The following is a 25438-nucleotide window of genomic DNA, read 5'->3' on the forward strand; positions in this document are numbered from 1 at the left end:
CATGAGCCGACACTGGCACGACCTGCACAGCCCGGCTTCGCGCGCCAGCCTGTACCTGCGCGCGGCAAGCAAGCGCACCATCAGCGGCGACCAGCTGCCGGACGACGGCCTGCGCTGCTTCATTCGCGTCCAGTCGGGCAACCTGGCCGCCTATCGTCGGCTGTGCCACTTCACCGACGATGGCCGCCTGCCGGGTACTTATCCACATGTCATGGCGTTCACGCTGCAGCTGCAGTTGATGACCGCGCCAAACTTCCCCTTCCCGCTGCTCGGCCTGGTGCACCTGCACAACCGCATCGAAGTGATGCGCCCGCTGGGCGGTATCGAAGGGCTGCGCTTTGCGGTGCATGCAGGCAATCTGCAAGCGCATGCCAAGGGCGGCACCTTCGACCTGGTCACCGAAGCCGAAGACGGCATCGGCCTGCTCTGGCGCGAGACCAGCCGCATGCTGGTGCGCGGGCTGAAGCTGGAAAGCCAGGCAGGTGAGCCTGCCGAGGACGAACCGCAAGCGCTGCCAGAGGCGACCCGCTGGTACGCCGACAGCGATATCGGCCGGCGTTATGCCAAGGTCTGCGGGGACTACAACCCGATCCACCTCAGCGCGGCCAGTGCCCGGCTCTTCGGCTTCCCCACGGCCATTGCCCATGGCATGTGGAGCAAGGCCATGGCCCTGGCGGCACTGCGCGGGCACCTGCCGCACAGTGGCTTTGCCTTCGAGGTGGATTTCCGCAAGCCGGTGCGGTTGCCATCGGAGGTGGTGCTCGGTGCCAGTGAGGCGGGGGCTGCGGGAGAGCTGCGGCTGGATGGGCATGGCGGGGTGCTGCACATGGTCGGGCGCTGGGCCCCCCTGTAGGAGCGGCCTTGTGTCGCGATGGGCCGCAAAGCGGCCCCGGCGATGCCAGCGGCGAAGCTGATAATTTGGGGCCGCTTCGCGCCCCATCGCGACACAAGGCCGCTCCTACAGGGACCATGTCTGTCTTGGCGGTATACGCTTGCTTTGCATCGGGCCTGCGCAGAAGCTATGCAGCATTAGGAGACCCCCGATGAACCTGCAAGAACTCACCCAACGCCTGCACCAGATCCGCGACAACAACGACTGGCGCGGCTTTCACAGCCCGAAGAACCTCGCCATGGCCGCCAGTGTCGAAATGGCCGAGCTGGTGGAAATCTTCCAGTGGCTGAGCGAAGACCAATCGCGCCAGCTGCCAGCCGATAAGCTGGCCCATGCCGGCCAGGAAATCGGCGATGTGGTGCTCTACCTGTTGCTGCTGTGCAGCGAACTTGGCCTGGACATGGACCAGGTAGTGCGAGCCAAGCTGGCCGACAGCGAGAGGCGCTTCGCCCGATGAGCGACCGTCACTTCGATGAGCTGGCTACCCGCTTTGCCGAAAAGATCTACGGCGGCGCCAAGGGCGCGATCCGCCTGGCCGTGCTGCAGGCCGACCTGGCCGAAGCCCTGCCTGACCGCCCGCTGCGCATCCTCGACATCGGTGCCGGGTTGGGTCACATGGCTTTGTGGCTGGCCCAGCGCGGCCACCAGCTGACCCTGGCCGAACCCGCCGCGCCCATGCTCGACGGCGCACGGGCGCGCTTTGCCGAAGCCGGCCAACCGGCCACCTTCATCCAGGCCCCCTGGCAAGACCTGCTTGGCCAGCTGACCGAACCCTACGATCTGGTGCTATGCCACGCCGTACTCGAATGGCTGGCCGAGCCCGAAAGCATCCTGCCGGTGCTGCACCAGCTCACGGCCCCTTCCGGGTGGTTGTCGCTGGCCTTCTACAACCGCGACGCCCTGGTCTATCGCAACCTGCTCAAGGGCCATTTCCGCAAGTTGCGCAGCAACCGGCTGGAAGGTGAAAAGCAGAGCCTGACCCCGCAAAAACCGCTTGATCCACGCGAACTCAGGGCGCAACTTGAACCCATGTGGCAGGTTGAAAGCGAAAGTGGTGTGCGGGTATTCCACGACTACATGCCCAAGGAATTCCAGGGCAAGGCTGAACTGCTCGACTTGCTGGAAATGGAACTGGCCTACCGTCGCCACCCCAGCTTCGCCGGGCTCGGCCGCTACCTGCACTGGGTCTGTCGCCCCCGTTGACCTGCCCGCCGGGAGGAATACATGCCGTACCGTCTGTTGTGCCTGGCCGTGCTGCCGCTTGCCCTGGCTGGCTGCCAGGGCAGCAACCCCTACGTGGCCAGCAGCCGCCCGTTACCACCGGCACCGGTCCAGGCGGCCAGCACCTTCGATGCCAGTGCCTACCCGACACCGGCCCGTGATTACGGGCACTACCGTAGCTGGAGCTGGCTCAACGGCCAGTTGCCCAGTGGCTCGGTCGATACCGACCCGGCGCAACTGGCCGATGCCGTCAGCGGCGCACTGGACCAGCATGGCCTGCGTCCCGCCCGGGGCGGCCCCGGCGACTTGCTGGTCAGCGCCGACATACGCCTGGAAAAGCGCTTGCGCCAGGTACGTGACTACGATGCCTACGACCCTTACTACGGCCCGTATCCCTATGGCGGTGTCGGCTATGGCGGCTACCGCCATGGCTATGGGGGCTATGCCAGCGTGCCCATCGTGCGCACCTACGAAGTGCAGGTGATGGTGGTGCGTATCGACCTGTACGACGCCCGCAGCGGCCAGCCGGTATGGAGTGCCAGTGCCGAAAGCGGCAGCGACAAGGACTCGCCGCGTGAACGCGAAAGCGCCCTGCGCGATTCTGTGCACAAGGCGCTCAACGGCTATCCTCCCAGTTGATATCCAACGGAGAACCATCATGTTGCGCCGTCTCGTTCTACTGTCATTCGCGTTGTTGCTCGCCGCCTGCTCCAGCAATAACGTCCAGCAGGATTTCGATGCCAGCCGTGACTTTGCCGCCTACCGCAGCTGGGCATGGCAGGAACCGGGCCTGCAGTACCGCCCGGATGACCCACGAATCAAGAGCGACCTCACCGAGCAACGCATTCGCCAGGCAGTTGCAAGCCAACTCGACCAGCGTGGCCTGCGCCCGGTACAAGGCGGCGCCCGGCCGGACGTGACAGTGCGCGCGTACCTGATCGTCGAGCAGCGCCAGCAACAGATCACCACCAACTACGGCGGTGGCTGGGGAGGCTACTGGGGCGGCTACTGGGGTGGCCCGATGTACAACGAAACTCGCAGCGTCGACTACAAGGTCGCCACTATCCAGATCGACCTGTTCGATGGGCGTGACGGCAAGCTGGTGTGGCGCGGCAGTGCCGAGCAGATCATGAACAACTACCCGCCAAGCCCCGAGGAACGCAACAGCGCGATCCAGAACACCGTGACCAAGGTGTTGGCCAACTACCCGCCGGGGAGCAAGAAGTAACACCGAGCGCGGTTATGCAGGCACCGCAGCCCCTGTGGGAGCGGGTTTACCCGCGAAGAAAACAACGCGGTGCATGGCACCGGCTTTGCCGGTGTTCGCGGGTGAACCCGCTCCCACAAGGGTCGCCTGCGAGGCCTGTTTCAACAGCGACAAAATCCATCCCGGCCACGCCTTTTTCCCTCTCCCGCTCCACTCCCCGCAGGTTCCCGTCTATCTTCACTTAAGGAAACCTGACTGACCGGGTAGATGTGTTCAACATTTGGGAAGGGCGACCTGCCAATGCAAAGCATTGTTCTCCTGCTGTGGCTTGCCTTGTGCTCCGAACAGGACGTGCGTCAACGCCAGATATCCAACATGCTCACCCTGGGTGTGGCTGCCTGTGCCCTGGCTTGGCTTTTCGCCACTGGCCGCAGCTGGATCGGCGCCGATGCCAGCGATGCCGGATGGGCGCTGGCCATCGTCATGTTGCTGACCCTGCCCGGCTACATGCTCGGCCGTTTCGGTGCCGATGACGTCAAGCTGATGGGCGCCCTGGCCCTGGCCACCAGCCCGCAATACGTGCTTGGCACCTTCATCGGCGCCGGCGTCAGCGTGCTGCTGTGGCTGCTTACCCGCCGGCGCCTGTGGACGTTGCTCAACCCCAAGGTAAAAAAGCGCTTGCAGGCTTTGACCGAGGAAATGGGTGACAAGCAGGCGTTCGTCCCCTATGTGCTCACCGGTTTTCTTTTGACTGCTGTATGGATCCAGTGAGCAATCTCGTGGTCCGATGGCTGTACAGAATATGTAATTTGTACAAATCCACTACCCCCGACTATTTTTAGTTTGCAGAGCGCTTGGCCCGGGAGCAGGACCGCGTAACGACAGGGAGTTGATCGTGTCCAGAGCATTCAGTGATGTGAAGATATTGGTGGTCGATGACCAACCAGTGATAGTCGAACAATTGTGTGAGTTTCTCGAAACCAAGGGTTACCGCTGCCTGCCGGCCCACTCCACTGACGAAGCCCTGGAACGTTACCTGGCAGACGAGACCATTGGCGTGGTCATCTGTGACCTGCACATGCCTGGTCGTGATGGTATTGAACTGGTCCGCGAACTGAAGATACAAGGCGGGCAGCGCGCGTTCGAGGCCATCATGGTGACCGGTCGAGCGGAGAAGCAGGATGTGATCCGAGCGTTGCGCGAGGGCTTTGCCGATTACTACCAGAAACCCATGGACCTCGATGAACTGCTGGAGGGCGTACGCCGCCAGGAACAGGCCGTGCAGGAGCGCCAGCGCAGCTTCCGCGAGCTGGGCGGGTTGAGCCAGCGTCTGCAAGAGCTGGCAGAGTCGATGGACGAGCTTTACCAGGACCTGCAAAAAGCCCGGGGCCAGGGCATGCACCGGCGTGCCAGCGATGTGGACGAGAGTGAAAGCGAACTGCCAGCGGCGTTCGAGAAGCTGTCGCCACGCCAGCTGGAAGTAGCCCGCCTGGTGGGCAAGGGCCAGACCAACTACCAGATCGCCTGTGAGCTGGGCATTACCGAGAATACCGTGAAGCTGTATGTGTCGCAGGTGCTGCGCCTGACCCACATGCACAACCGCACCCAGCTGGCACTGGCACTGACACCCAGTTCGTCGCCGGTGCATCAGCGGTTTACTACCCATTGAGTGACCGGTAGGCACACCGCTTTTTTGTAGGAGCAGCCTTGCGCTGCGAAAGGGCCCTCATGGCATACAAAAGATTGCGCCTGAAATGGCCTCTTTGCAGCACAAGGCTGCTCCTACAGATCCTCGGTTCACCTGTTACAACTGGATAGCCAGTTTTAACGTCACGCGCGGCGCGCGGTCCAGGCTGTCCAATGCCACATCGGCCAAAGGCTTGGCCACCTCCAGCGCCACATTGAACAAGCGCCCATCGCCCAATCGCACCCCAAGCGCCGCCGAAGCCAGGTGGGCATCCTCCACAGGCCCTCGGTTATGCCATGCCTGCGCCGTGTCCACCACCACATAGGGCTGCACCAACGCCAGCCAGCTGCCGTGCATGCTGTAGTTCACCTCGTAAGCCAAACCCCAGCCCTTGTCGCCGTCCGCCTGGTCGCGCGGGTAGCCACGGCCGAAATTTTGCCCGCCAAATCCCGCACGCTCGCTGTCAGGCAGCTGGTCATCGCTCCAGTACAACGCCCCGGACACCACCCCCTGCCAGTTACCTAGCAACGTGTTGCTCTGCAAGCCGGAAAGCCGCAACCGCAGAAAATCCAGATCGTAGTCGGCATCGCTACGCGCCCCCAGATAATCCAGGCCCTGATAGACCCCGGCGCTGACGATGCGCAAACGGCCCTCTTCCACCTTGCGCCAGTCGCCCTCGAATGACAGCGCACGCACGTAGGTGTCGTAGTCCCGTGCCGATGGCAACCCATCTACCCGGTCCTCGAAGTGCTCACTGACCGAATACACCTGCCCCTGCACCACCATCCATTCATCCGGCCTGACGATCACCGGCTGGCGCAGGCCGATCGCATAGCGATCGCTGTCGCGCTTGCGGGTGATGTCACGGCCATCGTCCAGACGAATCCGCGTGCCGGGTTCGCTGCGGTAGCGCGAAGCCGACAGCAGCAGCTGGCTGCCGCCCGCGTCCAGGTACTGGCTGTAGGCCAGGCGCTGGTAATGCACCTGGTCATCCCCCGGCGGCAGCAACAGGCTGGCCTCGATCTGTTCGGCAAAGCGGGTCTGGGCGTGGCTGGTTGCCGTCAGCAGCGCCTGCGCATCGTCGCGGTTGCCATCAGCAACGATAACAGCAGCGCTGAACGGCTTGCGCTGCGCATGCACGGTCAACCGCGCAGCACCATCAGCGGTTTGCGCCACGGCCAGCTGCGGCTCTATCGTTACCCCCGGCAGGCGCTCGGCCAGGCCCAGGTAGCGCTCCAGCGTTTCTCGGGTCAGCGGGCGCTCGGTGGCAAGCCGCTCCAGCAGCTGATGCAGATAGGCGCCGGCCGGGCCGATATCGCCGTCCACGCGGTAATCACGGATATAACCTTCGACCAGCACCACATTGACCCGGCCATCGGCCACTTCCTGCGGCGGCAGGTAGGCGTACGACAACAGGTAGCCTTCCTGCCGATAGCGCTGGGTCAGGCGCGCGGTGTACTGCTGCAGCTCGCCCAACGTGGTCTGGCGCCCGATCAGCGGTTGGTAGTGTTCGCGCAGGTCGCTCAGGGGGAACACCGTGCCGCCTTCGAAGCGCACTTTATGCAGCACCAGCCGGGTATTCGCAGGCGCCCACGCGGGGCTGTCACCCTCCACCCCAGCCAGCTGCAGGTGAGCGCTGACCGGGCGGTAGGCGTCTATTGGAAGGTTGGCGCTGGGCAGGCGACGTTCGTACTCATGGCTGTCGAGAAAACCCGGCAAAGGCTCGGCATGGGCCGCAAGTGCCCAAGGCAGCAACAATAGGGGCACGGCCAGAGGACGCATAGGGCGCTCCATGTTCCCTGGGGCTGCGTTGCAGCCCTTCGCGGGCGCGCCCGCTCCCACCGAGATCGCGCTTTCCTGAACCCAGCACCAAACCTGTGGGAGCGGGCGTGCCCGCGAAGGGCCGCAAAGCGGCCCCAAATTGCTTGACTTACAGGCATCAGGGGCGCCAGCCGGTCACACCCGTTACCTGCAAGCGTAGGTGCTGCCTCGGCCCTCGTCGAACGGCTACTCGCTGACCTGGAACGCCACGCGCGCCGTCTCGCCGCTTTCATCCAGCGCGCTGATTTCGGCCTGGCCTACCTGTTGGAAGCGCACCAGCAGGCTGTCCTGGCCCTGGGTTTCGCCCAATGGCTGGCCGTTGAGGAACCACCAGCGCCGACCGCCGCCGCCCAGCGCCGACACATGCAGTTGCAACGGCTCGCTGCTGGTGGCCGGGCGGCGCAGGTTGTCGCCCGGGCGCACGCCCACGATCGAAAGCGGTGGCGCGCTGGCCGGCACATGCGGCGGGCAGGCCGGATCGATGGCCGGCAGGCGCGCCGCACGCCGCTCCACACGTGGCAGCCAAGGCTCCAGCGGGGCGGGCCATAGGGCGATATCGCGGGCCTTGGCGCCCGGGCAACTGCCATCGACGCGCAGCCCCTGGTCGTTGACCCATACGCTTTCGCGCAGGCCCAGGCCGAGTGGCTGGTCGGCGGCCTGCAGGGTTGGCGGCGTAGTGCCGTCCAAAGTCCAGGCGAAACGCTGACGCCGGCAGTTGGGGTCCTTTTTGCTCATCGGCTGGCCCAGTGGCCAACAGATCGCAGCCACGCCGACGTTCGCCGGCACCCGCTCCACCGGCACGCTGATGCCACGCTGGCTGTCACGGTTGCTCAGCAGGTCGTGCACCTGCAGCATCAGCGGCGCTGCCGAAGCCAGCCCGAATTGGCCGGGGACCGGTGTGCCATCGGGGCGGCCAATCCATACGCCGATCAGGTAGCGCGGGCCCACGCCGATCGACCAGGCATCGCGAAAGCCGTAGCTTGTGCCCGTCTTCCACGCCAGTTGCGGGCGTTGCACCAGCTCGGCATGCGGGTCGCGGTCGGGGCGCGCCTGGCCGCTGAGGATGCGCCGGATGATCCACGCCGCCCCTGGCGACAGCAGGCGCCGTTCCAGCAACGGATCCTGTGGTTGCAGGCGCACCCTCGCACTATTGCCACCCCGCGCCAGCGCAGCGTAGCCACCCACCAGGTCCTCCAGGCGGCTGCCCGCGCCACCCAGGATCAACGACAGGTTGGGCTCTGCCAGAGGCGGCAATATCAGCGGCATGCCCGCCATGCGCAGTTGCGCGGCAAAGCGTTTCGGACCATAGGCCTCCAACAGCTGCACCGCCGGCAGGTTGAGCGACCGCGCAAGCGCCGAACTGGCCGACACCGGCCCGCTGAAGCCCATGGAGAAGTTGCCGGGGCGGTAGTCGCCATAGCGTCGCGGCACATCCTGCAACAACGACTCGGAATGGATCAGGCCATCATCCAGTGCCATGCCGTAGAGGAACGGCTTTAGAGTGGAGCCCGGCGAGCGCAACGAACGCACCATGTCGACATGCCCGAAGCGGCGCTCGTCGGCCAGGTCGATAGAACCCAGGTAGGCACGCACCGCCATCGTCTGCGCATCGACCACCAGGATGGCGGCGGAGGTGCGCTCCGGCAGCCGTGCCCGCCAACCCAGCAGCAGGTCTTCGAGACGCCGCTGCAGTGCGGCGTCGAGCGTGGTACGGATCAGCGGCGGGCTGTCGGCGCTGTTCAGGCGCCGGGCCAGCAACGGCGCGAGAGCCGGCTCCTGACGTGGCGCCAGCACAAGCGGCTCTTCGGCAGCCTCACGGATTTGCTGAGCCGGCCACACCTGGTATTCGGCCAGGCGTTGCAGCACCTTGTCCCGGGCGCGCTGCGCACGCTCGGGGTGACGGTCCGGGCGCAAGCGGCTGGGCGCCTGGGGCAGCACGGCCAGCAGCGCCGCTTCGGCCGGGGTCAGGTGCATGGGCGACTTGCCAAGGTAGGCCCAGCTGGCCGCCGCCACGCCCTGCAGGGTGCCGCCGAAGGGCGCGCGGTCCAGGTAGATCTGCAGGATTTCGCGCTTGGACAAGTGCCATTCCAGCTGCGCCGTGCGCCATAGTTGGCGCAGCTTGCCGGCCAGGGTGCGCTCATGCGGGTCGAGCAGGCGTGCGACCTGCATCGACAGCGTGCTGCCGCCCGACACCACACGCCCGCCACGCAGGTTCAGCCAGGCAGCGCGAGCCAGGGCCAGCGGGTTGACTCCGGGGTGGCTGTAGAACCAGCGGTCTTCGTAGGTGAGCAGCGCCTGCAGATACAGCGGCGAGACTTCGTCGGAGCTGACCGGGTAGCGCCATACGCCATCGGCATCGGCAAAGCGCCACAACGGCGTGCCGTCCTCGGCCAGCACCACGCGGGCCAGGTCGTCTCCGGGCATGGGCAGCGGCCATAGGCGGTCAGCCAGCCACAACAGGCCGAACAGTACCAGCATGCCGATCACCGTGGCGCGCAACAGCCTGCCCGCACGGGTATGCGGCCGCGTTAAGCTTGGCATCGGGAACCGACCTGGCCAGGTGATGGCCAAAGGCTTGGGAACGGCAACATCGCCGATTCGTTCATCAGGAAGCAACTATGCATGTAGAAGGTTTTTTCGAGTGGCTGGGCCAGGCGCTGGGGTCATTGATCCGCTTCATCGTCGACGCATTGAGCGGGCTGTTCAACCTGCTGGCCAATGCCGGTGGCAATTTCATCGATGGCCTGGCGCGCACCTTGGGCATGGAGACCTCGCTGCTCAGCATCCTCGCCCTGATCATCGGGCTGGTGCTGCTGTACTCGGCAATCCGCGCGTTCATGCGCGCCTCGATCATCCTCGGGATCATCTGGCTGTTGCTGGGGTTGTGGGTGATGAGCTGGGTGATTCACTGAACAGGGCCGGGGGCCGCGTTGCGGCCCAATCGCCGGCAAGCCAGCTCCCACCTCGACCGCGTCGCCCTCAAGCCATGCTCCATCCTGTGGGAGCTGGCTTGCCGGCGATGAGGCCGGTAAAGGCGACAAAATTCTAGCGGGCTTTTACGGTCATCTCCCCTTGCCCATCCCCCACGGCCTGCAGGTTTGGCCGGTACATCGATTCAACCTGCGGCGGCGGCACGCGATAGGTGCCCGGGGTCACCGCCCGAGCCAGGTACAGCAGGTGGGTGGTGCCATAGCTGTCCAGCTTGAGCGCGGCGACGTAACGATCATCGCGATACTCCTGGTGCACCACGCTGGCGTTCTGCATCGATTCGCGCCATTCCTTCACCGCACTGCTGGCGTTTTCCAGGCTGGCGGCACTTTGCGCCAGATTCTGGTTTTCCAGCTCCAGGCCCGCCGGTAGCAAGTCCACCACCAGCGCATCCGGCACCCGGTCTTCAGCCTTGAGCGCCAGGTGCACCAGCACCAGGTCGCCGCTGCGCAGGTTATGCAGGTCCAACGGCTGGCCATTCATGCCCAGGTACTCACGGCGGATCTGCATGCCATTGCCACCGGCCGCAGGCGCCTGGCGTGGGTAACCCGACAAGGTCAGTTGCTGGTACAGCGTTTCGCTACCTTGGTTCTGCACACTCAATGGCGAAGCCAGCAACGGGCCTTCGAGCTTCATGCCGGACTCGGCATTGTTGAACTCGCGCACTTCGCCCGCGCTGTCCAGGCGCGCCTGCCACTGGCCTTCCGGCTTGCCCAGCAGGCCACGGCCGGCCAGGAACAGTGCATTGCGCTCCTGGGTCGACAGCCAGCGGTTGGCCGCCAGTTCATCCGACAGGGCGAACAGGCGCTGGTCGACCTGGCGGCTGGCCAGGTTGCTTTCCTGCAGCAGCGCCAGGATCAGTGCCTGGTCACGCAGGGCGCTACCATAGTCGGCCATCCAGCCTTTACCGCGGCTGATGCCCAGGCCTGCCTGCAGGGCCTGCTCGGCACGCGGCTTGTCGCCCATCTTGTCCAGCGCCACCGCCAGTTGCACCAGTGGCAGGCCAGAGCGGGCGTCGGCGCGGCGTTCGAACAGGCCACGCAGGGCACCCAGGGGCGCCTGCTGGCTGCGCGACAGCACCAATGCCGCATAGGCCTGCACGGCGAAGCGGGTGTGTTCGGCGTTCTCGCTGTAGTCGACTTCGATCAGGTTGCGCTCCTGCAGGTAGCGCAGCAGGCGCTCGCTGGCCTTCTTCAGCGCTTCGGCGGGCACACCATAGCCTTGGTCACGGGCGCGCAGCAGGAAGTCGGTGACATAGGCGGTCAGCCAGTATTCTTCTTCGCTGTCCGAGCTCCACAGGCCGAAGCTGCCGTTGTAGCGCTGCATGCCCAGCAGGTGCTCGATACCCATCTCGATCTTGCGCTTGCGCACATCGGCTGGCTCGCCCTTGATGCCCAGGCGCTTGAGGCTGTCGGCATCGGCGTACAGCGACGGATAGAGGCCGCTGGTAGTCTGCTCCAGGCAACCGTAGGGGTATGCTTCGAGGGCACGGATCTGCTCGGCCAGGTTCAGCGGTGGCCGGCTCGACAGGGCCAGGCTGGCTTCAAGCCCGGCGGGTTCGAAGGCAGCCAGGTCTGCTTCAGGCAGGGTCCATGGCTGGTCCTTCAAGGCCACGCGGTAGTGCTTGAGCATCGCCGGGTAGGCCGGGCGCACGCCCAGCGTCCACTCGCGTTCGAACGCGCCGGTCGGCTCGTTCGGCAGCTGCAGGCCAGTAACCCGCACATGTACCTTGCCCTGCCCCAAGCCACCCTGGGCCTGTACCGGGATCATCAGCGTCGAGCGCTGGCCTTCAGCCAGGGCTACGTTTTGCACGGCGTTGGCCGCCAGGCTCAGCTGCCCTTCGGTGCTGATTTCAACATTCAGTTGCTGGGCACGACCAGACAGGTTGGCCAGGTCCAGCGCCAGGCTGGTACGGTCGCCACCGGCCAGGAAACGCGGCGCCGAGAGTTCGGCGATCAGCGGCGCGGCGACCACGGTCTTGCCTTCGGCCATGCCGAACTGTTCCTCGGTCCAGGCCTGGGCCATCAGCCGCAGTTCGCCATTGAAGTCGGGGATATCGACCGTGGCCTGGCCCTCGCCCTTGTCGTCCAGGGTCACCGGCAGGCTCTGCTGGGCGACGATGGTCACCGTGGTGTTGGGGCGCTTGCCACCCTTGGCCATCGCTGCGTCACCACCAAATGCCAGGCTGGCCAGGCGGCCCTGGCCGGCTTCGATCAACTGGCCGTAGATATCCAGCTGGTCAGCACCGTAAGCCTTGCGCCCGAACAGGCTGGCGAATGGGTCGGGGGTCTTGAAGTCGGTGATGTTGAGGATGCCCACGTCCACCGCCGACAACAGCACATGCACCCGTTCAGGCACGCTGCCATCGGCATTTGCAGCCTTGATCTTCACGGTCAGCGGCTGTTTCGGGCGCATTTTTTCCGGAGCCTGCAGGCTCACCGCCAGCTTGCGTTCGGCGCGGTTCAGCGGCAGGTGCAGCACGCCCACCGCGCGTTTCGGCGTGGCGTTGGCCTTGCGCTCACCCGGGCGGATCACCAGCGCGCTGATGTACAGGTCATGGCGTGCCCACTGCTTGTCCAGTTGCACATCGAACGTCTTGCCCTCGGCGGGAACGTCGATCTCCTGCCACCACAGCGGGCCATCGCTGGACTCGATCATCAGGTAGCCACTGCCGGCTGCGGGCGGGGTGACGGTGACCTTGGCGGTAGCGCCGTCGGCGTAGGCCGGTTTGTCCAGCGCCAGCTTGACCTGGTCCGGCCGCACCGCGCCGCCTTCGGCGTTGTCCTGGGCGCGATAGCCTGCCCAGAAGCGCGCGCTGGACACCAGGCCCGTCTCCGGGTCCTCCACCTCGACACGGTAAGGGCCCCATTCCACCTGGAAGCTCAGCTTGGCGGTGGAGCCGGCCTTGACGCTTACGGTCTCTTCGCTCTGGGTCAGGAACTTCTCGTTGTAGGCGTAGCTCCAGCCATCGCTCTGCGAGTAGTTCCAGTAGTAGTCGCGGCGCTCGCGCACCAGCCGCACCTTGAGGTCGTTGGCCGCCAGTTTCTTGCCGTTGCGGTCGGCCACCAGGAACTCGAACTCCACCGGCCCGTCACTGTCGGTTTCCTCGCCGTCGAACAGGCCACGCAGGCCCGGCAGGCGCTCGGCCGGCCAGATGGGTTGTTCCAGGCGGCGGGTAATCGGCCGGCCACCGGACTCCTGCAGGCTGGCCTGCACGGTCAGTTGCAGCGGCGAGCGGGCTTCGGCCCAGCGGCTTTCGATATCGACCACGGCCTTGCCGGCCTGGTCGAGGGTAACTTCGTCCAGCTCCAGGTCCTGGTTCAGCTCGGTTTCGGTGACCGAGCCGAACTGGTAGCCAGGCAGCGCCGGTACCGCCTCGCGCAGCGGGCGAACATAGGCCTGGCCGCTCAGGCGGTTGCCGGCAGCCGGGGCGCCGTAAAGGTAACGGCCATTGACCTGGATACGCGCATCCTGATCCGGAGACAACGGTTTGCTGCTGCCTTTGAGTTCCAGCGCCAGGCGCTCGGGCAGGAAGTCTTCGACGAGAAATTCATACACCTGCTTGCGCCCGCCCCCCAGGTCGAGCAGCAGTTGCCAGCGGCCGGTCGGGGCCTCGCTGGCCAGCTGCAGCTGGTACTGGTACAGGCCATTGCCGTCGGCTTCCCAGACGAACTTGCGGCTGACCTGCTCATCCGGGCGACGCACTTCCACGCTCACTGGCTGCGCCTTGACCGGCTTGCCGTCCTGGTCGCGCAGCAGGCCGTTGAGCAACACCGTTTCACCGGGGCGATACAGGTCACGCGGGCCGAAGATGAAGAACTGCAGCGGGTTGGCCTGCGGGCCGGTGATGTCGAACTCGGCCAGGTCCAGCGCCGCGCTGCTCAGGCGCAGCAGGGTGGTGTGCACGCCCTGGGTGGCGATCAGGGTGTCGGCCTTGGGCGTGATCGGCAGCTGGGCGTGGCCATCGCTGTCGGTGCTGGCCTGAGCCAGCAGCTTGCCCTTGTCGTCATGGATTTCCAGGTTGACGCCGTTCATCGCCTTGCCACCTTCCAGGGCCTGGGCGAACACATCGAGGCGGTCACGGTAGCGATGCGCGGACACACCGATGTCGCTGAGAGTGAACAGGGTCGCTGGTTGCGAGTAGTCGTAAGTGCCCGAGGCTCGCATCACCGCCAGGTACACGCCTGGCTCCTGCAGCGGCTTGATGCCGGCGATCGGCAGCAGCACGGTCTCGCGGGTGTTGCGTGCGGGGTTGAGGTCGAAGCGGCCGCTGTAGACCAGATCGGCCATGTCCAGGGTTTCCTTGGACTGGTAGTAGTAAAGGCTGCTGTTGCGCCCCCAGTTGACCAGGAAGGTCGAGAGCATGTCCGGCTTCACGCGGAAGAACTCGACATCGACCTTGTCGACGTTGAGGGCGATCACCGGCAGGCCCTCGGCCAGGCGCGTGGGCAGCAGCGAACCGCGGCTGGCGAAGCCGATGGTCGGCTGCATGTCGCGGGTTTCCAGGCGGCTGATCGACTCGCTGTCCAGTTGCTTGCCATTGACCGCCAGCAGGCCCTTGTCGACGGTCAGCACCAGCTTGCGCTGCGGCTCCAGATGGCGCAGACGCAGCTCCATCTGGTTGTCGGACAGTTCCCAGGCGCCGTCGAGCTTGCCTTTGACGGTGTCGACCAGGTGCACTTTGCTGGCGAAGTCCTGCTTGGCATCCAGCGGCGCGGAGAAGCTGATCGACAGCGTCGCGGCGCCATCGAGCTGCACTTCGGAAACATCCAGCACCGTCAGCTCGCGGCCCTCGTAGCGTTTGGCGAGTACGGCCTGGTCTTCGCGTTGGGGTGCCGGGGTGGCGGCGGGCGCTGTGGCCGCCGGCTTTTCGGATGGCGCCGGCTTGTCCGGCGTCGAAGAGTCACAGGCACTGAGCAAAGCCAGCGCGCAGGCCAGCAACAATCCTTTGTTGAACATGGAGTAGAACTCTTTGGCAGCGTGTACGTGAGGGCAGCAACTATAGCGCAACTATGGTCGCGCGAATTAGCTGCATGGCCGGTACACTGCTGGCAATTTAGAAAAGCGGGGGGCGCTTTGCGCCCCTTTCGCGACACAAGGTCGCTCCTACAGAGACCGCGGCAACCTGGAAGGCCTTGCGGTTCCTGTAGGAGCGGCCTTGTGTCGCGAAAGGGCTGCGCAGCAGCCCCAGGATTCCCCAGGACGCCCGATGACCTCACTGACCACCGACTGGCAGCACCGCCCCACCCACCACAAGGTCTGGGCCCTGGCCGCGCCGATGATCCTGTCCAACATCTCCGTGCCGCTGGTAGCCCTGGTCGACAGCACGGTCATCGGCCACCTCCCCCACGCCCACCAGTTGGGTGCCGTAGCCGTGGGCGCCACGCTGTTCACCTTCATGGTTGGCCTGATGGGCTTCCTGCGCATGGGCTCCACCGGCTTCGCCGCCCAGGCCGCCGGCCGAGGCGACGGTGCAGCGTTGCGCCAGGTACTGGTACAAGGGCTGTTGCTGGCGGTCGGCTTCGCCCTGCTGATCGGCCTGCTGGCCCTGCCCTTCAGCCAGCTGGCGCTGCACGCGATGCAACCCAGCGCGGCCCTGCAGCAAGCCACCGAAGACTTCTTCCATACCCGCTTGCTTGGCCTGCCCGCGGCACTGGCCAGCTACGCCCTGGTCGGCTGGTTCCTCGGCACCCAGAACGCGCGGGCGCCACTGGCCATCCTGCTGACCACCAACCTGCTGAACATCGCCTTGAACCTGTGGTTCGTGCTTGGCCTGGGCTGGGGCGTGCTAGGTTCGGCGCGGGCGTCGGTGATTGCAGAATGGAGCGCCGCCCTGCTCGGCCTGGCCCTGACTCGCCCGGCCCTGCGCGCCTACCCGGGGCAGATCGTGTGGGCGGCGCTCAAGCGCTGGCAGGCCTGGCGACCGCTGCTGGCGGTGAACCGCGACATCTTCCTGCGCAGCCTGGCGCTGCAACTGGTGTTCCTGCTGATCACCGTGCAAGGCGCTCGTCTGGGCGAAGCCACCGTGGCGGCCAATGCCCTGCTGCTCAACGGCCTGCTGCTGACTGCCTATGCGCTTGACGGGTTGGCGCACGCGGTAGAGGCCCTGTGCGGCCATGCCATTGGCGCCCGCGACCGCGACACATTGCGCCGCTCGCTGGTGGTGGCCTGTGGCTGGTCGCTGATCATCAGCCTGGGGTTTGCCGGGTTGTTCCTGCTGGGCGGGCACCTGTTCATCGATTTGCAGACCGACATCGAGAGTGTGCGGGCAGCGGCTTATCCGTACCTGCCGTACCTGGCATTGCTGCCGTTGATTGCGGTGTGGAGTTATTTGCTGGATGGCTTGTTCATAGGCGCGACCCGGGCGCGGGAGATGCGTAATGCGATGTTGGTTTCGGTGGTGATTGCGCTGCCCTTGGGGGTGCTCATGAGTGGGTTTGGCAACCATGGGTTGTGGTTGGCGTTTCTCGGGTTCATGGGGTTGCGGGCAGTGACGTTGGGGTGGGTGGGATGGCGGTTGCAGGAAAAAGGTGAGTGGATTCAGTAATGCCGGGGCCGCTTTGCGGCCCATCGCGACGCAAGGCCGCTCCTACATGGAGATGGCCTGGTATCGCGATCACCTGCGGATTCACAGCCACACACAATCCCAATGTGGATAATCACCAGCCCGCCGCACCAGACCAGCCCGAATGGGATTGGCGATGATGTAGCGGGCAGCGGCCTTTACATCCTCCTCCTTGCGCAGCGCTCGGTCGTAAAAGCCGGGTTGCCAGATGTGCTGTCGCTCGGCACCTGTACGGTAGAGCGCGCAACTGCTTCGCGACTTGAAGGCACACATGAGTTTGCCCAGGCTGGTCGGGCCAAGCTCGATCAGCCAGTGCAAATGGTCCGGCATCAAGACCCAGGCCAGCGAACGGCAACTCCCCTCTCGATCACTCAGCCGCAATTGCTGAATGGCCGAACGCGCAAACCAGAGGTTCTCGAACAACGGGAGGCGATGGCGTGTGATGGTGGTTAGCAGATAGAGCCGGCCTGGCTCTGAAAAGCGCCCTTGGCGCAAGCGATGGTTGCCGTGACGATCCATGTCGACTTCCTTTGAACATTGCATTCACAGGATAGGCATGGCGATGAAATGCATCGCCGGTGGATCATTACCGAGTATGACGCGGTGAGGGCTGCGCCCTCAGATCGCGACACAAGGCCGCTCCTACAAAAGCTCGCGCCGCGATTTCCCGCGAAACCGCAATTCCATGTGGTTTCGCGGTCCCCTGTAGGAGCGGCCTTGTGTCGCGATGGGCCGCAAAGCGGCCCCCGAGGATCACGACGACAGGTACGAAGACCGAGTCAGACCAAGGCGCAAAGCATCCAGGAACTGAGTCCGCTCCCGCGCAGTGATCTTGGCGCTGGCCACCTTGTCACGGTAATGCGTCATCAACTCCTCCGGCGACAGGTGCACATAGCGCAGCATGTCTTCGATGGTGTCGTGGGTCTCGATACCGGCGTGGTACACGCTACCGTCGGCGTTCTGGTAGATGTTCACCGAGTCGGTGTCACCGAACAGGTTGTGCATGTCACCGAGGATTTCCTGGTAGGCACCGACCAGGAACACACCCAGCAAGTAGTCCTCGCCCTCCTTCACCGCATGCACCGGCATGCTGGTCTCGATGCTCTGCTCGTCGACGTACTGGTTGATCTTGCCGTCGGAGTCGCAGGTCAGGTCCTGCAGCACGGCACGACGCATCGGCTCTTCGTCCAGGCGGTGCAGCGGGATGATCGGCAATACCTGGCCGATGGCCCAGGTGTCCGGCAGGCTCTGGAACACCGAGAAGTTGCAGATGTACTTGTCGGCCAGCTTGTCGTTCAGCTCGTCCAGCACCTGGCGGTGCGAGCGCTGGCGGGCTTTCAGCGAGTTGTGCAGGCGGCGGCACACGGCAAAGTAGCACTGCTCGGCCAGGGCCTTCTCGGCCAGGCTGATCTTGCCATCGGCATACTGCGCAGCCACGTCACCCATGTAGTGGGTGGCGCGCCAGTAGGTCTCGGTCACCATCTCGATATCGGTCGGGCCGAGCAGGTCGACCAGCCACTGCACGGTCTCGGGCAGGGCTTCCTTGTTCTCGATGGTCGGCACGTCGTCGTTGTGCTTCTCGACGTCGGTCACCTGGATCACCAGCATGGCGTGGTGGGCGGTCAGCGAACGGCCGCTCTCGGAGAAGATGTGCGGGTGCGGCAGGCCCTGCGCGTCGCAGAATTCCTTGAGCATGCCCACCACCACGCCGGCGTAGTCGTCCATGTCGTAGTTGATCGAGCTGGCATTGCGCGAATGGGTACCGTCGTAGTCCACGCCCAGACCACCGCCAACGTCGATATGGTCGACCGGCAGGCCCAGCGCACGCAGCTCACCGTAGTAACGGATGGCTTCCTTGAAGCCGTGTTGGTAGTCCGCCAGGTTGGCGATCTGCGAGCCCATGTGGAAGTGAAGCAGGCGGATACCTTGGTCCAGGCCGGCATCGCGGAAGCGCTGTACCACCGAAATCAGCTGGGCGGCGGACAAGCCGAACTTGGACTTCTCGCCACCGGTGTCGGCCCACTTGCTCGAGGCCAGCGACGACAGGCGCACGCGCAGGCCGACTTGCGGCTTGACCTTGAGCTCGGCGGCCTCGTCGATCACCAGGGCCACTTCCGACTCTTTCTCGATGACGATGAACACGTTGTGGCCGAGCTTCTGGCCCATCAGCGCCAGGCGGATGAACTCGCGGTCCTTGTAGCCGTTGCAGACGATGGTGCCACCCTTCGGCGCCAGCGCCAGCACTGCCAGCAGCTCAGGCTTGGAGCCGGCTTCCAGGCCAATGGAGACGTTCTGCGTGGCGATGATGTTTTCCACCACCGCTTCCTGCTGGTTGACCTTGATCGGGTACAGCGCGGTGTACTTGCTCTGGTATTCCAGGCGCGCGATGTTGGCATCGAAGGCGCCGGTCAGCTGGCGCACGCGGTCCTGCAGAATGTCGGGGAAGCGCACCAGCAATGGCAGCGACAGGCCGCTCTGGCGCAGTTCGTCGACCTGTTCGAACAGGTCGATCGGTGCGCTTTTCGGGCCGTTGGGGCGTACTTCGACGCGCCCGGCTTCATTGATGGCGAAATAACCAGCGCCCCAATGGCGGATGCCATAAACACTGCGGCTGTCGGCCACGGTCCATTGGCTACCATCGTCTTTGCGTGTGCGTCGTACGGACATTCAAGTCCCCTATAGATAAGTCGAAGACACTGCCCCGCAAGGAGGCGGGCGCAGTGTAAAAGCCAAAAATGACGATTCGTCCGTGCCCTGGATAGACCCTGGTCACGGCAACGAGTTTAGAAAGCACTGGGCAAAAAATCGCGTGGCCGCATCAGCCGCCGGATTTTTTCGCCTTGAAGCCCTGCTTGGTCAGCTCACCGATCAGCAGTTCGACATGGTCGCCCTGGATTTCGATGACCCCATCCTTCAGGGCGCCACCGGTACCACAGCGGCGCTTGAGGGTAGAGGCCAGCTCCTTGAGCTGATCGAGCGGCAGCGGCACGCCGGTGACGGTGGTCACGGTCTTGCCGCCGCGGCCCTTGCTTTCGCGGCGCACACGGGCAATGCCATCGCCTTCGGGGATGACCTGCTGCTTGCAGGTACAAGCATCCACCGGCTGGCTACAGTCGGGGCAGTGCCGACCGGTGTCGGTGGAGTAAACGAGACCGCCAAGGGCGGCGAAGGAAGAAGCTTTCTTGGCCACTTTTGTTCCTCTGTGCTGAGGACAAAAACTGGTCGGCCCCTGGGGGTTGAGCCCGACCGCGAAGCCCCACTCTGGCAGGGGCGGCGCTACTGCCACAAGACCTGCGGCAGCCCGAAAAGGGCGCGCAGTGTAACGATAAATCCCGCTGTTGCTAAGTACTGGAATGCGGCATTTTGCGAATGTTTTGCGACTCCTTTCGACACTGGGGCTGCTTTGCAGCCCGATCGCGACACAAGGCCGCTCCTACAAAGCCCTGCGTACCCCGATCAATGTAGGAGCGGCCTTGTGTCGCGAAAGGACCGCAAAGCGGTCCACGGCGTCATCCCAGGCTGGCTTTATAGCGCTGCAACGCCGCCAACGAGTCCGGGCAATACGGCTTGGTCAGACTTTCTTGCTCAGCCTGCTCCAGGCCAATGAACCGCGCCTCGATCACCTCTTCCGGCTGTAACCGCAACGGCGCATCCGACACCGCCGAATACACCGCACACCACAAGTGGTTATCCGGCTGGTCAAAGTAGAACCGCTCATGAAAACGCAGCTCCACACCGTCGATCCCCAGCTCCTCGGCCAGCTCCCGCGCTGCCGAATCGGCATACGCCTCCCCGGCCGTCACCATGCCGCCTGCCGCCACATCCCAGTAACCCGGGTACAGCGCCTTGCTCAGGGTGCGCCGGTGCACACACAGTTCACCGGCACTGTTGAACAGCAGAATGAACGTGCAACGCCCTATCAGGCCGCGCTCGCGCAGTTCGGCCCGGGGCAAGGCACCCAGCACCCGGTCGGCTTCATCCACCCAGGTGACCAGTTCTCGGTCGGAAGCCGCCCGGTGGGCGGCCTCGTTCGGGCTGATCGCCATCATCAACCCTGCGACAGCAGCTGACGCAGGTCGATGACCGCCGCGTTGGCCCGGGAAATGTAGTTGGCCATGACCAGTGAGTGGTTGGCCCACATGCCGAAGCCGCTGCCGTTGAGCACCATCGGGCTCCACAGGGCTTCCTGCGAGGCTTCCAGCTCACGGATGATCTGGCGCACGCTGACCGTGGCGTTCTTCTTCGCCAGCACGTCGGCAAAGTCCACCTCGATGGCGCGCAGCAGGTGCGACAGCGCCCAGGCCTGGCCACGGGCTTCGTAGAACACGTTGTCGATCTGCAGCCATGGGGTTTCCACCAGCTCCTCGTCCACCTGCGGCGCCTGGCCGGCGACCAGCGACTCGGTCTTCAGCGTGGTGTTGAGCTTGACCCGGCCAACGCTGGCCGACAGGCGCTGCGACAGCGAGCCCAGGCGGGTGGCCACGTCACCCAGCCAGTTGTTCAGGTTGTCGGCACGGGTATAGAAGATTGCGCCCTTGTCGCCGGCAGCCAGACGGGTCTGGTAGCGGGTCAGCGACTTGATGCCCTCTTCGAACTCCGACTCGCTCGACGGCAGGATCCAGCTCTTGTTGTCGAAGTTGAAACGCGGCTCGGCCTTGGCCAGGTCGGCGTCTTCGGTCGACTGCGACTGCGAACGGGCGAAGTCCTTGCGCAAGGCACGGGACAGGTCGCGCACCTGGACCAGCACGCCATATTCCCAGCTCGGCATGTTGTCCATCCACAGCCCTGGCGGGAAGCGGTCGTTGGAAATGTAGCCACCAGGCTTGTTCAGCAAGGTGCCGGCCACGGTCTTGAGGGTTTCGATAGTGGTGTAGCCCACCACCATCTGCTGGCCGGTACGCTCGGCTGCGGCCTGGGCGTTCTGCTGCACCGGGAACAGCTCCGGCTCCTGGCTCCAGTACCAGCCCAGGCCGATGCACACCAGCAGGTACAACCCGATCAGGGTCCCCAGGGCACGGCTCCAGAGGCCGCCAAGATAGCTACGGGCGGCGGCGCCACGGCCGTCGACACGCTCGCGGGGCTCGGCTTTGGCCTCGCGGTTTTTCCAGTCCAGCATGGCTTTGTCCTTAATCAGTCACGACGGTTCAGGGGCTTGGACCACAGGCCTACGCCAGGGTGCCACGGCAAGCCCGCGTGGCAGCACTATAAAGCAGACACCGCCTTACGCATAAGCGACCAATCGGTCAGCAACTGAATATTCGTTCTGGCCGCTTTGTTGACACAGGGCACTCACGCACCTGAAAAGAACTGCTAGCATAGAGCCATCATTGCCCCTGCACACCCCAACCTACAAGTAGCCAGGACATGAGCCAAGCAGCCGAGCCGAGCCCGCTGTGCCCCGCCCAACAGCTGACGCGTAGCGGCCTGCGCAAGGACGACCCGCTCGATCAGGTGCTGCTGCCGCCCCTGCGCAAGCCGGTGTACATCCTGCTGCAGGACCACGAACGCGCCCAGCGCCTGGCCCAGCAACTGGAATTCTTTGGCCTGGTGGTGCAGGCGCTTGCCAGCGCCGCGGCGTTTCAGGCCTCGATCAGCGAATACCCGCCCTCGGCCATCATCATGGATGTCGACTTCAACGGTGCCGGCCAAGGCCTGCTGTTGGCTGCCCAGATGCAGCAGGGGCTGGCCCGACATATACCACTGCTGTTCTTCAGCCATCACGAAACCGACACCCCGACCCGCCTGGCCGCCGTGCGCGCCGGTGGCCAGGACTTCCTCACCGGCACCCTGGAAGCCTCCAGCCTGTTGGAAAAGGTCGAACTGCTGACCAATGCAACCCAGCACGACCCGTTGCGCGTACTGGTCATCGACGACTCACGCACCCAGGCGCTGTACACCGAGCGCGTGCTGGCCAGCGCCGGCATGATCACCCGCAGCCTGACCGACCCGATCCGCACCATGGCCGAGCTGGCTGACTTCCAGCCCGACCTGATCATCCTCGACCTGTACATGCCGGCCTGCACCGGCCCCGAACTGGCCAAGGTGATCCGCCACAGCGACCGTTATGTGAGTGTGCCGATCATCTATCTGTCTGCCGAGGACGACCTGGACAAGCAGCTGGATGCCATGAGCGAAGGCGGTGATGACTTCCTGACCAAGCCGTTTCGCTCACGCCACCTGATCACCACCGTGCGCAACCGCGCCGCCCGCGCCCGGCACCTGAAGGCGCGCATGGTACGCGACAGCCTGACCGGGTTGTACAACCACACCCACATCCTGCAATTGCTGGAAGACTGCAGCTTCCGCGCCCGTCGCGAGCAGCTGCCGTTGTGCTTCGCCATGCTCGACATCGACCACTTCAAGAAGATCAACGACCGCCACGGTCACCCCATGGGCGACCGGGTGATCAAGAGCCTGGCGCTGTTTCTCAAGCAGCGCTTGCGCAAGACCGATTTCATTGGCCGTTACGGCGGTGAAGAGTTCGCCATTGTCATGCCCAATACCGCACTGGACGCGGCGCACAAGGTTCTGGACGAAATCCGCAGGCGCTTTGCCGAGATCCTCTACCCGGCGCAGCCACGGGACTTGCAGTGCACCTTCAGTGCAGGGGTGGTGCAGTTGGATGAGGGGCTGGATGCGCTGACCATGGCCAGTGCGGCGGACGAGGCGCTGTATCGGGCCAAGCATGCCGGGCGTAATTGTGTAGTCCGTGTGGAGCCTTGAGTTTCTTATAGCCTGCACTGGCCTCTTCGCAGCACAAGGCTGCTTCTACAGGTATCGCACGCGCTGTAGGAGCAGCCTTGTGCTGCGAAGAGGCCAGTGCAGGCGGCCACCAATAGAGGCACTGTGCCACTTTTTTATGGCGCCAACCCCCTGTCGTCATCACCCCGTCACAAAATCGCAATAACTTCAGCCACCGACCTCTCCCTCCCCCGCAGGAAGCTCGCGGCTATGCGCCTGAAGTGGCTGACCAATTTCAACACCCTGTTGCTGGTAACCGTGTGTATCGCCCTGGGCGCCACCTTGTGGTGGTCGCAACGGGCCCTGGAGCGCCCCTACCAACTGATGGAGCGCTACCTGGGCCTGTCCCAGCAGTTCCAGAACCAGGCGGCCCGCAACATCCAGGCGTACCTGGGCAGCGGCGATGCCCTGCGCCATGCCGCGGCGATGGAGGCCAACCAGCAGTTGCAGGCCGCGCTGGCCGACTGGCCCAGCGAACTGGCCGACAAACTGCGCCCCAGCCTGGACAGCCTGCAGGCCTTTACCGCCGAGGAGCTGCTGGCCGCCGGCAAGCTGGCCGGCGACCCGCAAGCCCTGCTGCTGCAGGCCGAGCGGGAACTGGGTGCCAACTTCGAACAGATGGCCGGCTACGCCCGCGACAGCGGCAACGCCGACGCAAACCGCTACCTGGTGCCACTGCTCGACGCCACCGTGCACCTCGGTCGCCTGTCGCTGGCCCGGGACAAGCTGGTCAGCAGCGGCCGCCCGGAGCTGGCCGACGAAGTGGAGCGTGAGCTGCAGCTGATCCGTGCCCAGGCCCAGGCGATCGATGCCTTGCCCTTGCTCGGCGTAACCCATACCGCCGAATCCGGTGCCGACGACTTCGCCGCGATGATGGGCCTGGAAACCCAGGCCAGCGCCCAGCAGGAAGACATTGCCGTCGGCCTCAAGCGCGAACTGCAGAGCCTTCTCGGCCGCTACCCGGCCGAGCTGCAGCGCACCCGCGAACAGATCGAGCGCCGCGTCGCCCTGGCCGCCAGCACCGGCCAGCGCCTGGAGGCCGTGCAACAGGCCATTGCGGCGCTGGAGCCCGAGGTACGCGCCCAGCATGCGAAAATTGCCGCTGAAGTGCGAATCATCCAGGGCCTTATGATCGGCCTGATCCTGCTTATCGCCCTGCTGATCGACACCTTGCAACGCCGCCTGGCGCGCACCCTGACCGGCCTGGCCCCTGCCCTGTCGCGCTGGGCCGAGGGTGATTTCGCCGAGGCCATCGCCCTGGGGAGGACCAACCGCGAACTGCGCGACATCCAGGAATCGCTCAACCGCCTGCGTCAGTATCTGGTAGAGCTGGTCGGCACCATACGCCACAACGCCGAGCAGGTGGCTGGCAGCAGCCACGCCCTGGCCGGCATGAGCGCCGCCCTGCATGACGGCGCCGAACGCCAGGCCGGCGACACCGGGCAGATCCGCGATGCCTTGGGTGAACTGGAAGCGACCATCCAGCAAGTGGCCGGCGACGCCAGCGCCGCAGCTGACGCCAGCCGCGATGCCGGGCGTGCAGTGGAGCAGGGCCAGGCGGTGATCGGCCAGAGCCTGTCGGGCTTGCGTGAGTTGGTCGACGAGGTGCAGGGCAACGCCCGCATGATCGAGCAACTGGCGGAGGAGTCGGCCACCATCGGCGGCGTCCTGACGGTGATCCGCTCGATTGCCGAGCAGACCAACCTGCTGGCGCTGAATGCCGCGATCGAAGCGGCCCGCGCCGGTGAGATGGGCCGTGGTTTTGCCGTGGTGGCCGATGAGGTGCGTTCGCTGGCACAGCGCACCACCGGGGCGACCGGCGAGATTCAGGCACTGATCGACCGCTTGCAGCAGGCAGCCAGAAGTTCGGTGGCCGGGATGCGTGCGCAGCTTGAGCATGCCGAGGCCACGGCCAACCAGGCCCAGGCGGCGGACGGGGCGCTGGACGAGATCGTCTGTGCCATTCGCACCATTTCGGACACTGCGGTGCGGATTGCCGATGTCACGGCGCAGCAGAGTGGTGCCGTGAGTGAGATTCGCGACCACAGCGAGCGGATTCATGAGCTGGGTGAGGACAACCTGCAGCGCATTGGCGAGGGGCGCGAGCAAGGCGAGCAGTTGCTGAGCCTGGGTGGTGAACTGAACCGGGCGGTGCGGGCCTTCAGAGTCTAGGTTGGCCTGTACCGGCCTCTTCGCGGGCATGCCCGCTCCCACAGGGATAGCGCATGGCTTGAGGTTTATGCGGACGAGGTGGGTGCGGGTTTACCCGCAGCACATGAGCCAGCGGCCATGTGTCGCCCCCGCCACCAGCATGGC

19 protein-coding genes are annotated in these 25438 nt (G+C 64.9%); 11 read left to right on the top strand and 8 right to left on the bottom strand.

Annotated features, from left to right (window positions below):
* The first annotated feature begins 1 nt into the window (after position 1).
* The 7 genes from IMX18_RS21395 to IMX18_RS21425 all read left to right on the top strand — a co-directional run bounded on the left by IMX18_RS21395 (position 2) and on the right by IMX18_RS21425 (position 4989).
* Positions 2-853 (top strand): MaoC family dehydratase, encoded by an 852-nt coding sequence (locus tag IMX18_RS21395; protein WP_100414121.1) that lies wholly within the window; start codon positions 2-4, stop codon positions 851-853.
* Positions 854-1043: 190 nt separating this feature from the next.
* Positions 1044-1349, top strand: coding sequence for a MazG-like family protein (locus IMX18_RS21400; protein ID WP_013970728.1), 306 nt, complete (start codon positions 1044-1046; stop codon positions 1347-1349).
* Positions 1346-2095 (top strand): methyltransferase domain-containing protein, encoded by a 750-nt coding sequence (locus IMX18_RS21405; RefSeq protein WP_217190790.1) that lies wholly within the window; start codon positions 1346-1348, stop codon positions 2093-2095. Before IMX18_RS21400 ends, IMX18_RS21405 begins: the two co-directional genes overlap by 4 nt.
* 21 nt (positions 2096-2116) lie before the next feature.
* Positions 2117-2752: a DUF4136 domain-containing protein gene (locus IMX18_RS21410; protein ID WP_137137881.1), complete on the top strand. Its 636-nt coding sequence runs from the start codon at positions 2117-2119 to the stop codon at positions 2750-2752.
* 19 nt (positions 2753-2771) lie between these two features.
* A complete protein-coding gene (locus IMX18_RS21415) occupies positions 2772-3341 on the top strand; it encodes a DUF4136 domain-containing protein (RefSeq protein ID WP_039614657.1) in 570 nt (189 codons plus the stop codon).
* A 279-nt stretch (positions 3342-3620) separates the two neighbouring features.
* Positions 3621-4091: a prepilin peptidase gene (locus IMX18_RS21420; RefSeq protein ID WP_013970724.1), complete on the top strand. Its 471-nt coding sequence runs from the start codon at positions 3621-3623 to the stop codon at positions 4089-4091.
* 124 nt (positions 4092-4215) lie between these two features.
* Positions 4216-4989, top strand: a complete 774-nt coding sequence (locus IMX18_RS21425) for a response regulator transcription factor (protein WP_085721454.1) — start codon at positions 4216-4218, stop codon at positions 4987-4989.
* Between the two features lie 135 nt (positions 4990-5124).
* On the opposite strand, the gene IMX18_RS21430 is transcribed toward IMX18_RS21425, so the two are convergent.
* Positions 5125-6789, bottom strand: a complete 1665-nt coding sequence (locus IMX18_RS21430) for a ShlB/FhaC/HecB family hemolysin secretion/activation protein (protein WP_217190792.1) — start codon at positions 6787-6789, stop codon at positions 5125-5127.
* A gap of 225 nt (positions 6790-7014) precedes the next feature.
* Complete coding sequence (pbpC, locus tag IMX18_RS21435; protein WP_217190794.1) at positions 7015-9369, bottom strand: peptidoglycan glycosyltransferase PbpC; 2355 nt, start codon at positions 9367-9369, stop codon at positions 7015-7017.
* Positions 9370-9446: 77 nt separating this feature from the next.
* Here pbpC and IMX18_RS21440 point away from each other — a divergent pair, with 77 nt between their 5' ends.
* Positions 9447-9740 (top strand): hypothetical protein, encoded by a 294-nt coding sequence (locus tag IMX18_RS21440; RefSeq protein ID WP_013970720.1) that lies wholly within the window; start codon positions 9447-9449, stop codon positions 9738-9740.
* Positions 9741-9873: 133 nt separating this feature from the next.
* Here IMX18_RS21440 and IMX18_RS21445 read toward each other — a convergent pair whose 3' ends face one another.
* Entirely contained in the window at positions 9874-14775 is a 4902-nt protein-coding gene (locus IMX18_RS21445; RefSeq protein WP_217190796.1) for an alpha-2-macroglobulin family protein, read from the bottom strand.
* A 250-nt stretch (positions 14776-15025) separates the two neighbouring features.
* On the opposite strand from IMX18_RS21445, the gene IMX18_RS21450 reads away from it, so the two are divergent.
* Entirely contained in the window at positions 15026-16363 is a 1338-nt protein-coding gene (locus IMX18_RS21450; RefSeq protein WP_015268819.1) for an MATE family efflux transporter, read from the top strand.
* A gap of 81 nt (positions 16364-16444) precedes the next feature.
* On the opposite strand, the gene IMX18_RS21455 is transcribed toward IMX18_RS21450, so the two are convergent.
* The 5 genes from IMX18_RS21455 to IMX18_RS21475 all read right to left on the bottom strand — a co-directional run bounded on the left by IMX18_RS21455 (position 16445) and on the right by IMX18_RS21475 (position 21497).
* A complete protein-coding gene (locus IMX18_RS21455) occupies positions 16445-16900 on the bottom strand; it encodes an REP-associated tyrosine transposase (RefSeq protein WP_015268818.1) in 456 nt (151 codons plus the stop codon).
* A gap of 234 nt (positions 16901-17134) precedes the next feature.
* Positions 17135-19048: an arginine decarboxylase gene (speA, locus tag IMX18_RS21460; RefSeq protein ID WP_025337567.1), complete on the bottom strand. Its 1914-nt coding sequence runs from the start codon at positions 19046-19048 to the stop codon at positions 17135-17137.
* Positions 19049-19199: 151 nt separating this feature from the next.
* Positions 19200-19571, bottom strand: a complete 372-nt coding sequence (locus IMX18_RS21465; protein WP_003257057.1) for a translation initiation factor Sui1 — start codon at positions 19569-19571, stop codon at positions 19200-19202.
* Positions 19572-19890: 319 nt separating this feature from the next.
* Positions 19891-20427 (bottom strand): NUDIX hydrolase, encoded by a 537-nt coding sequence (locus tag IMX18_RS21470; protein WP_217190798.1) that lies wholly within the window; start codon positions 20425-20427, stop codon positions 19891-19893.
* A gap of 2 nt (positions 20428-20429) precedes the next feature.
* Positions 20430-21497, bottom strand: a complete 1068-nt coding sequence (locus IMX18_RS21475; RefSeq protein WP_013970713.1) for a DUF2333 family protein — start codon at positions 21495-21497, stop codon at positions 20430-20432.
* A gap of 248 nt (positions 21498-21745) precedes the next feature.
* Here IMX18_RS21475 and IMX18_RS21480 point away from each other — a divergent pair, with 248 nt between their 5' ends.
* Positions 21746-23104, top strand: coding sequence for a diguanylate cyclase (locus IMX18_RS21480; protein ID WP_015268816.1), 1359 nt, complete (start codon positions 21746-21748; stop codon positions 23102-23104).
* Between the two features lie 228 nt (positions 23105-23332).
* Positions 23333-25294, top strand: coding sequence for a methyl-accepting chemotaxis protein (locus tag IMX18_RS21485; RefSeq protein ID WP_137164940.1), 1962 nt, complete (start codon positions 23333-23335; stop codon positions 25292-25294).
* The last annotated feature ends 144 nt before the right edge of the window (positions 25295-25438 follow it).

Origin of the sequence: Pseudomonas shirazica (assembly GCF_015168335.1) — a bacterium.
In the GTDB taxonomy this organism is placed as follows: Bacteria; Pseudomonadota; Gammaproteobacteria; order Pseudomonadales; family Pseudomonadaceae; genus Aquipseudomonas; species Aquipseudomonas asiatica.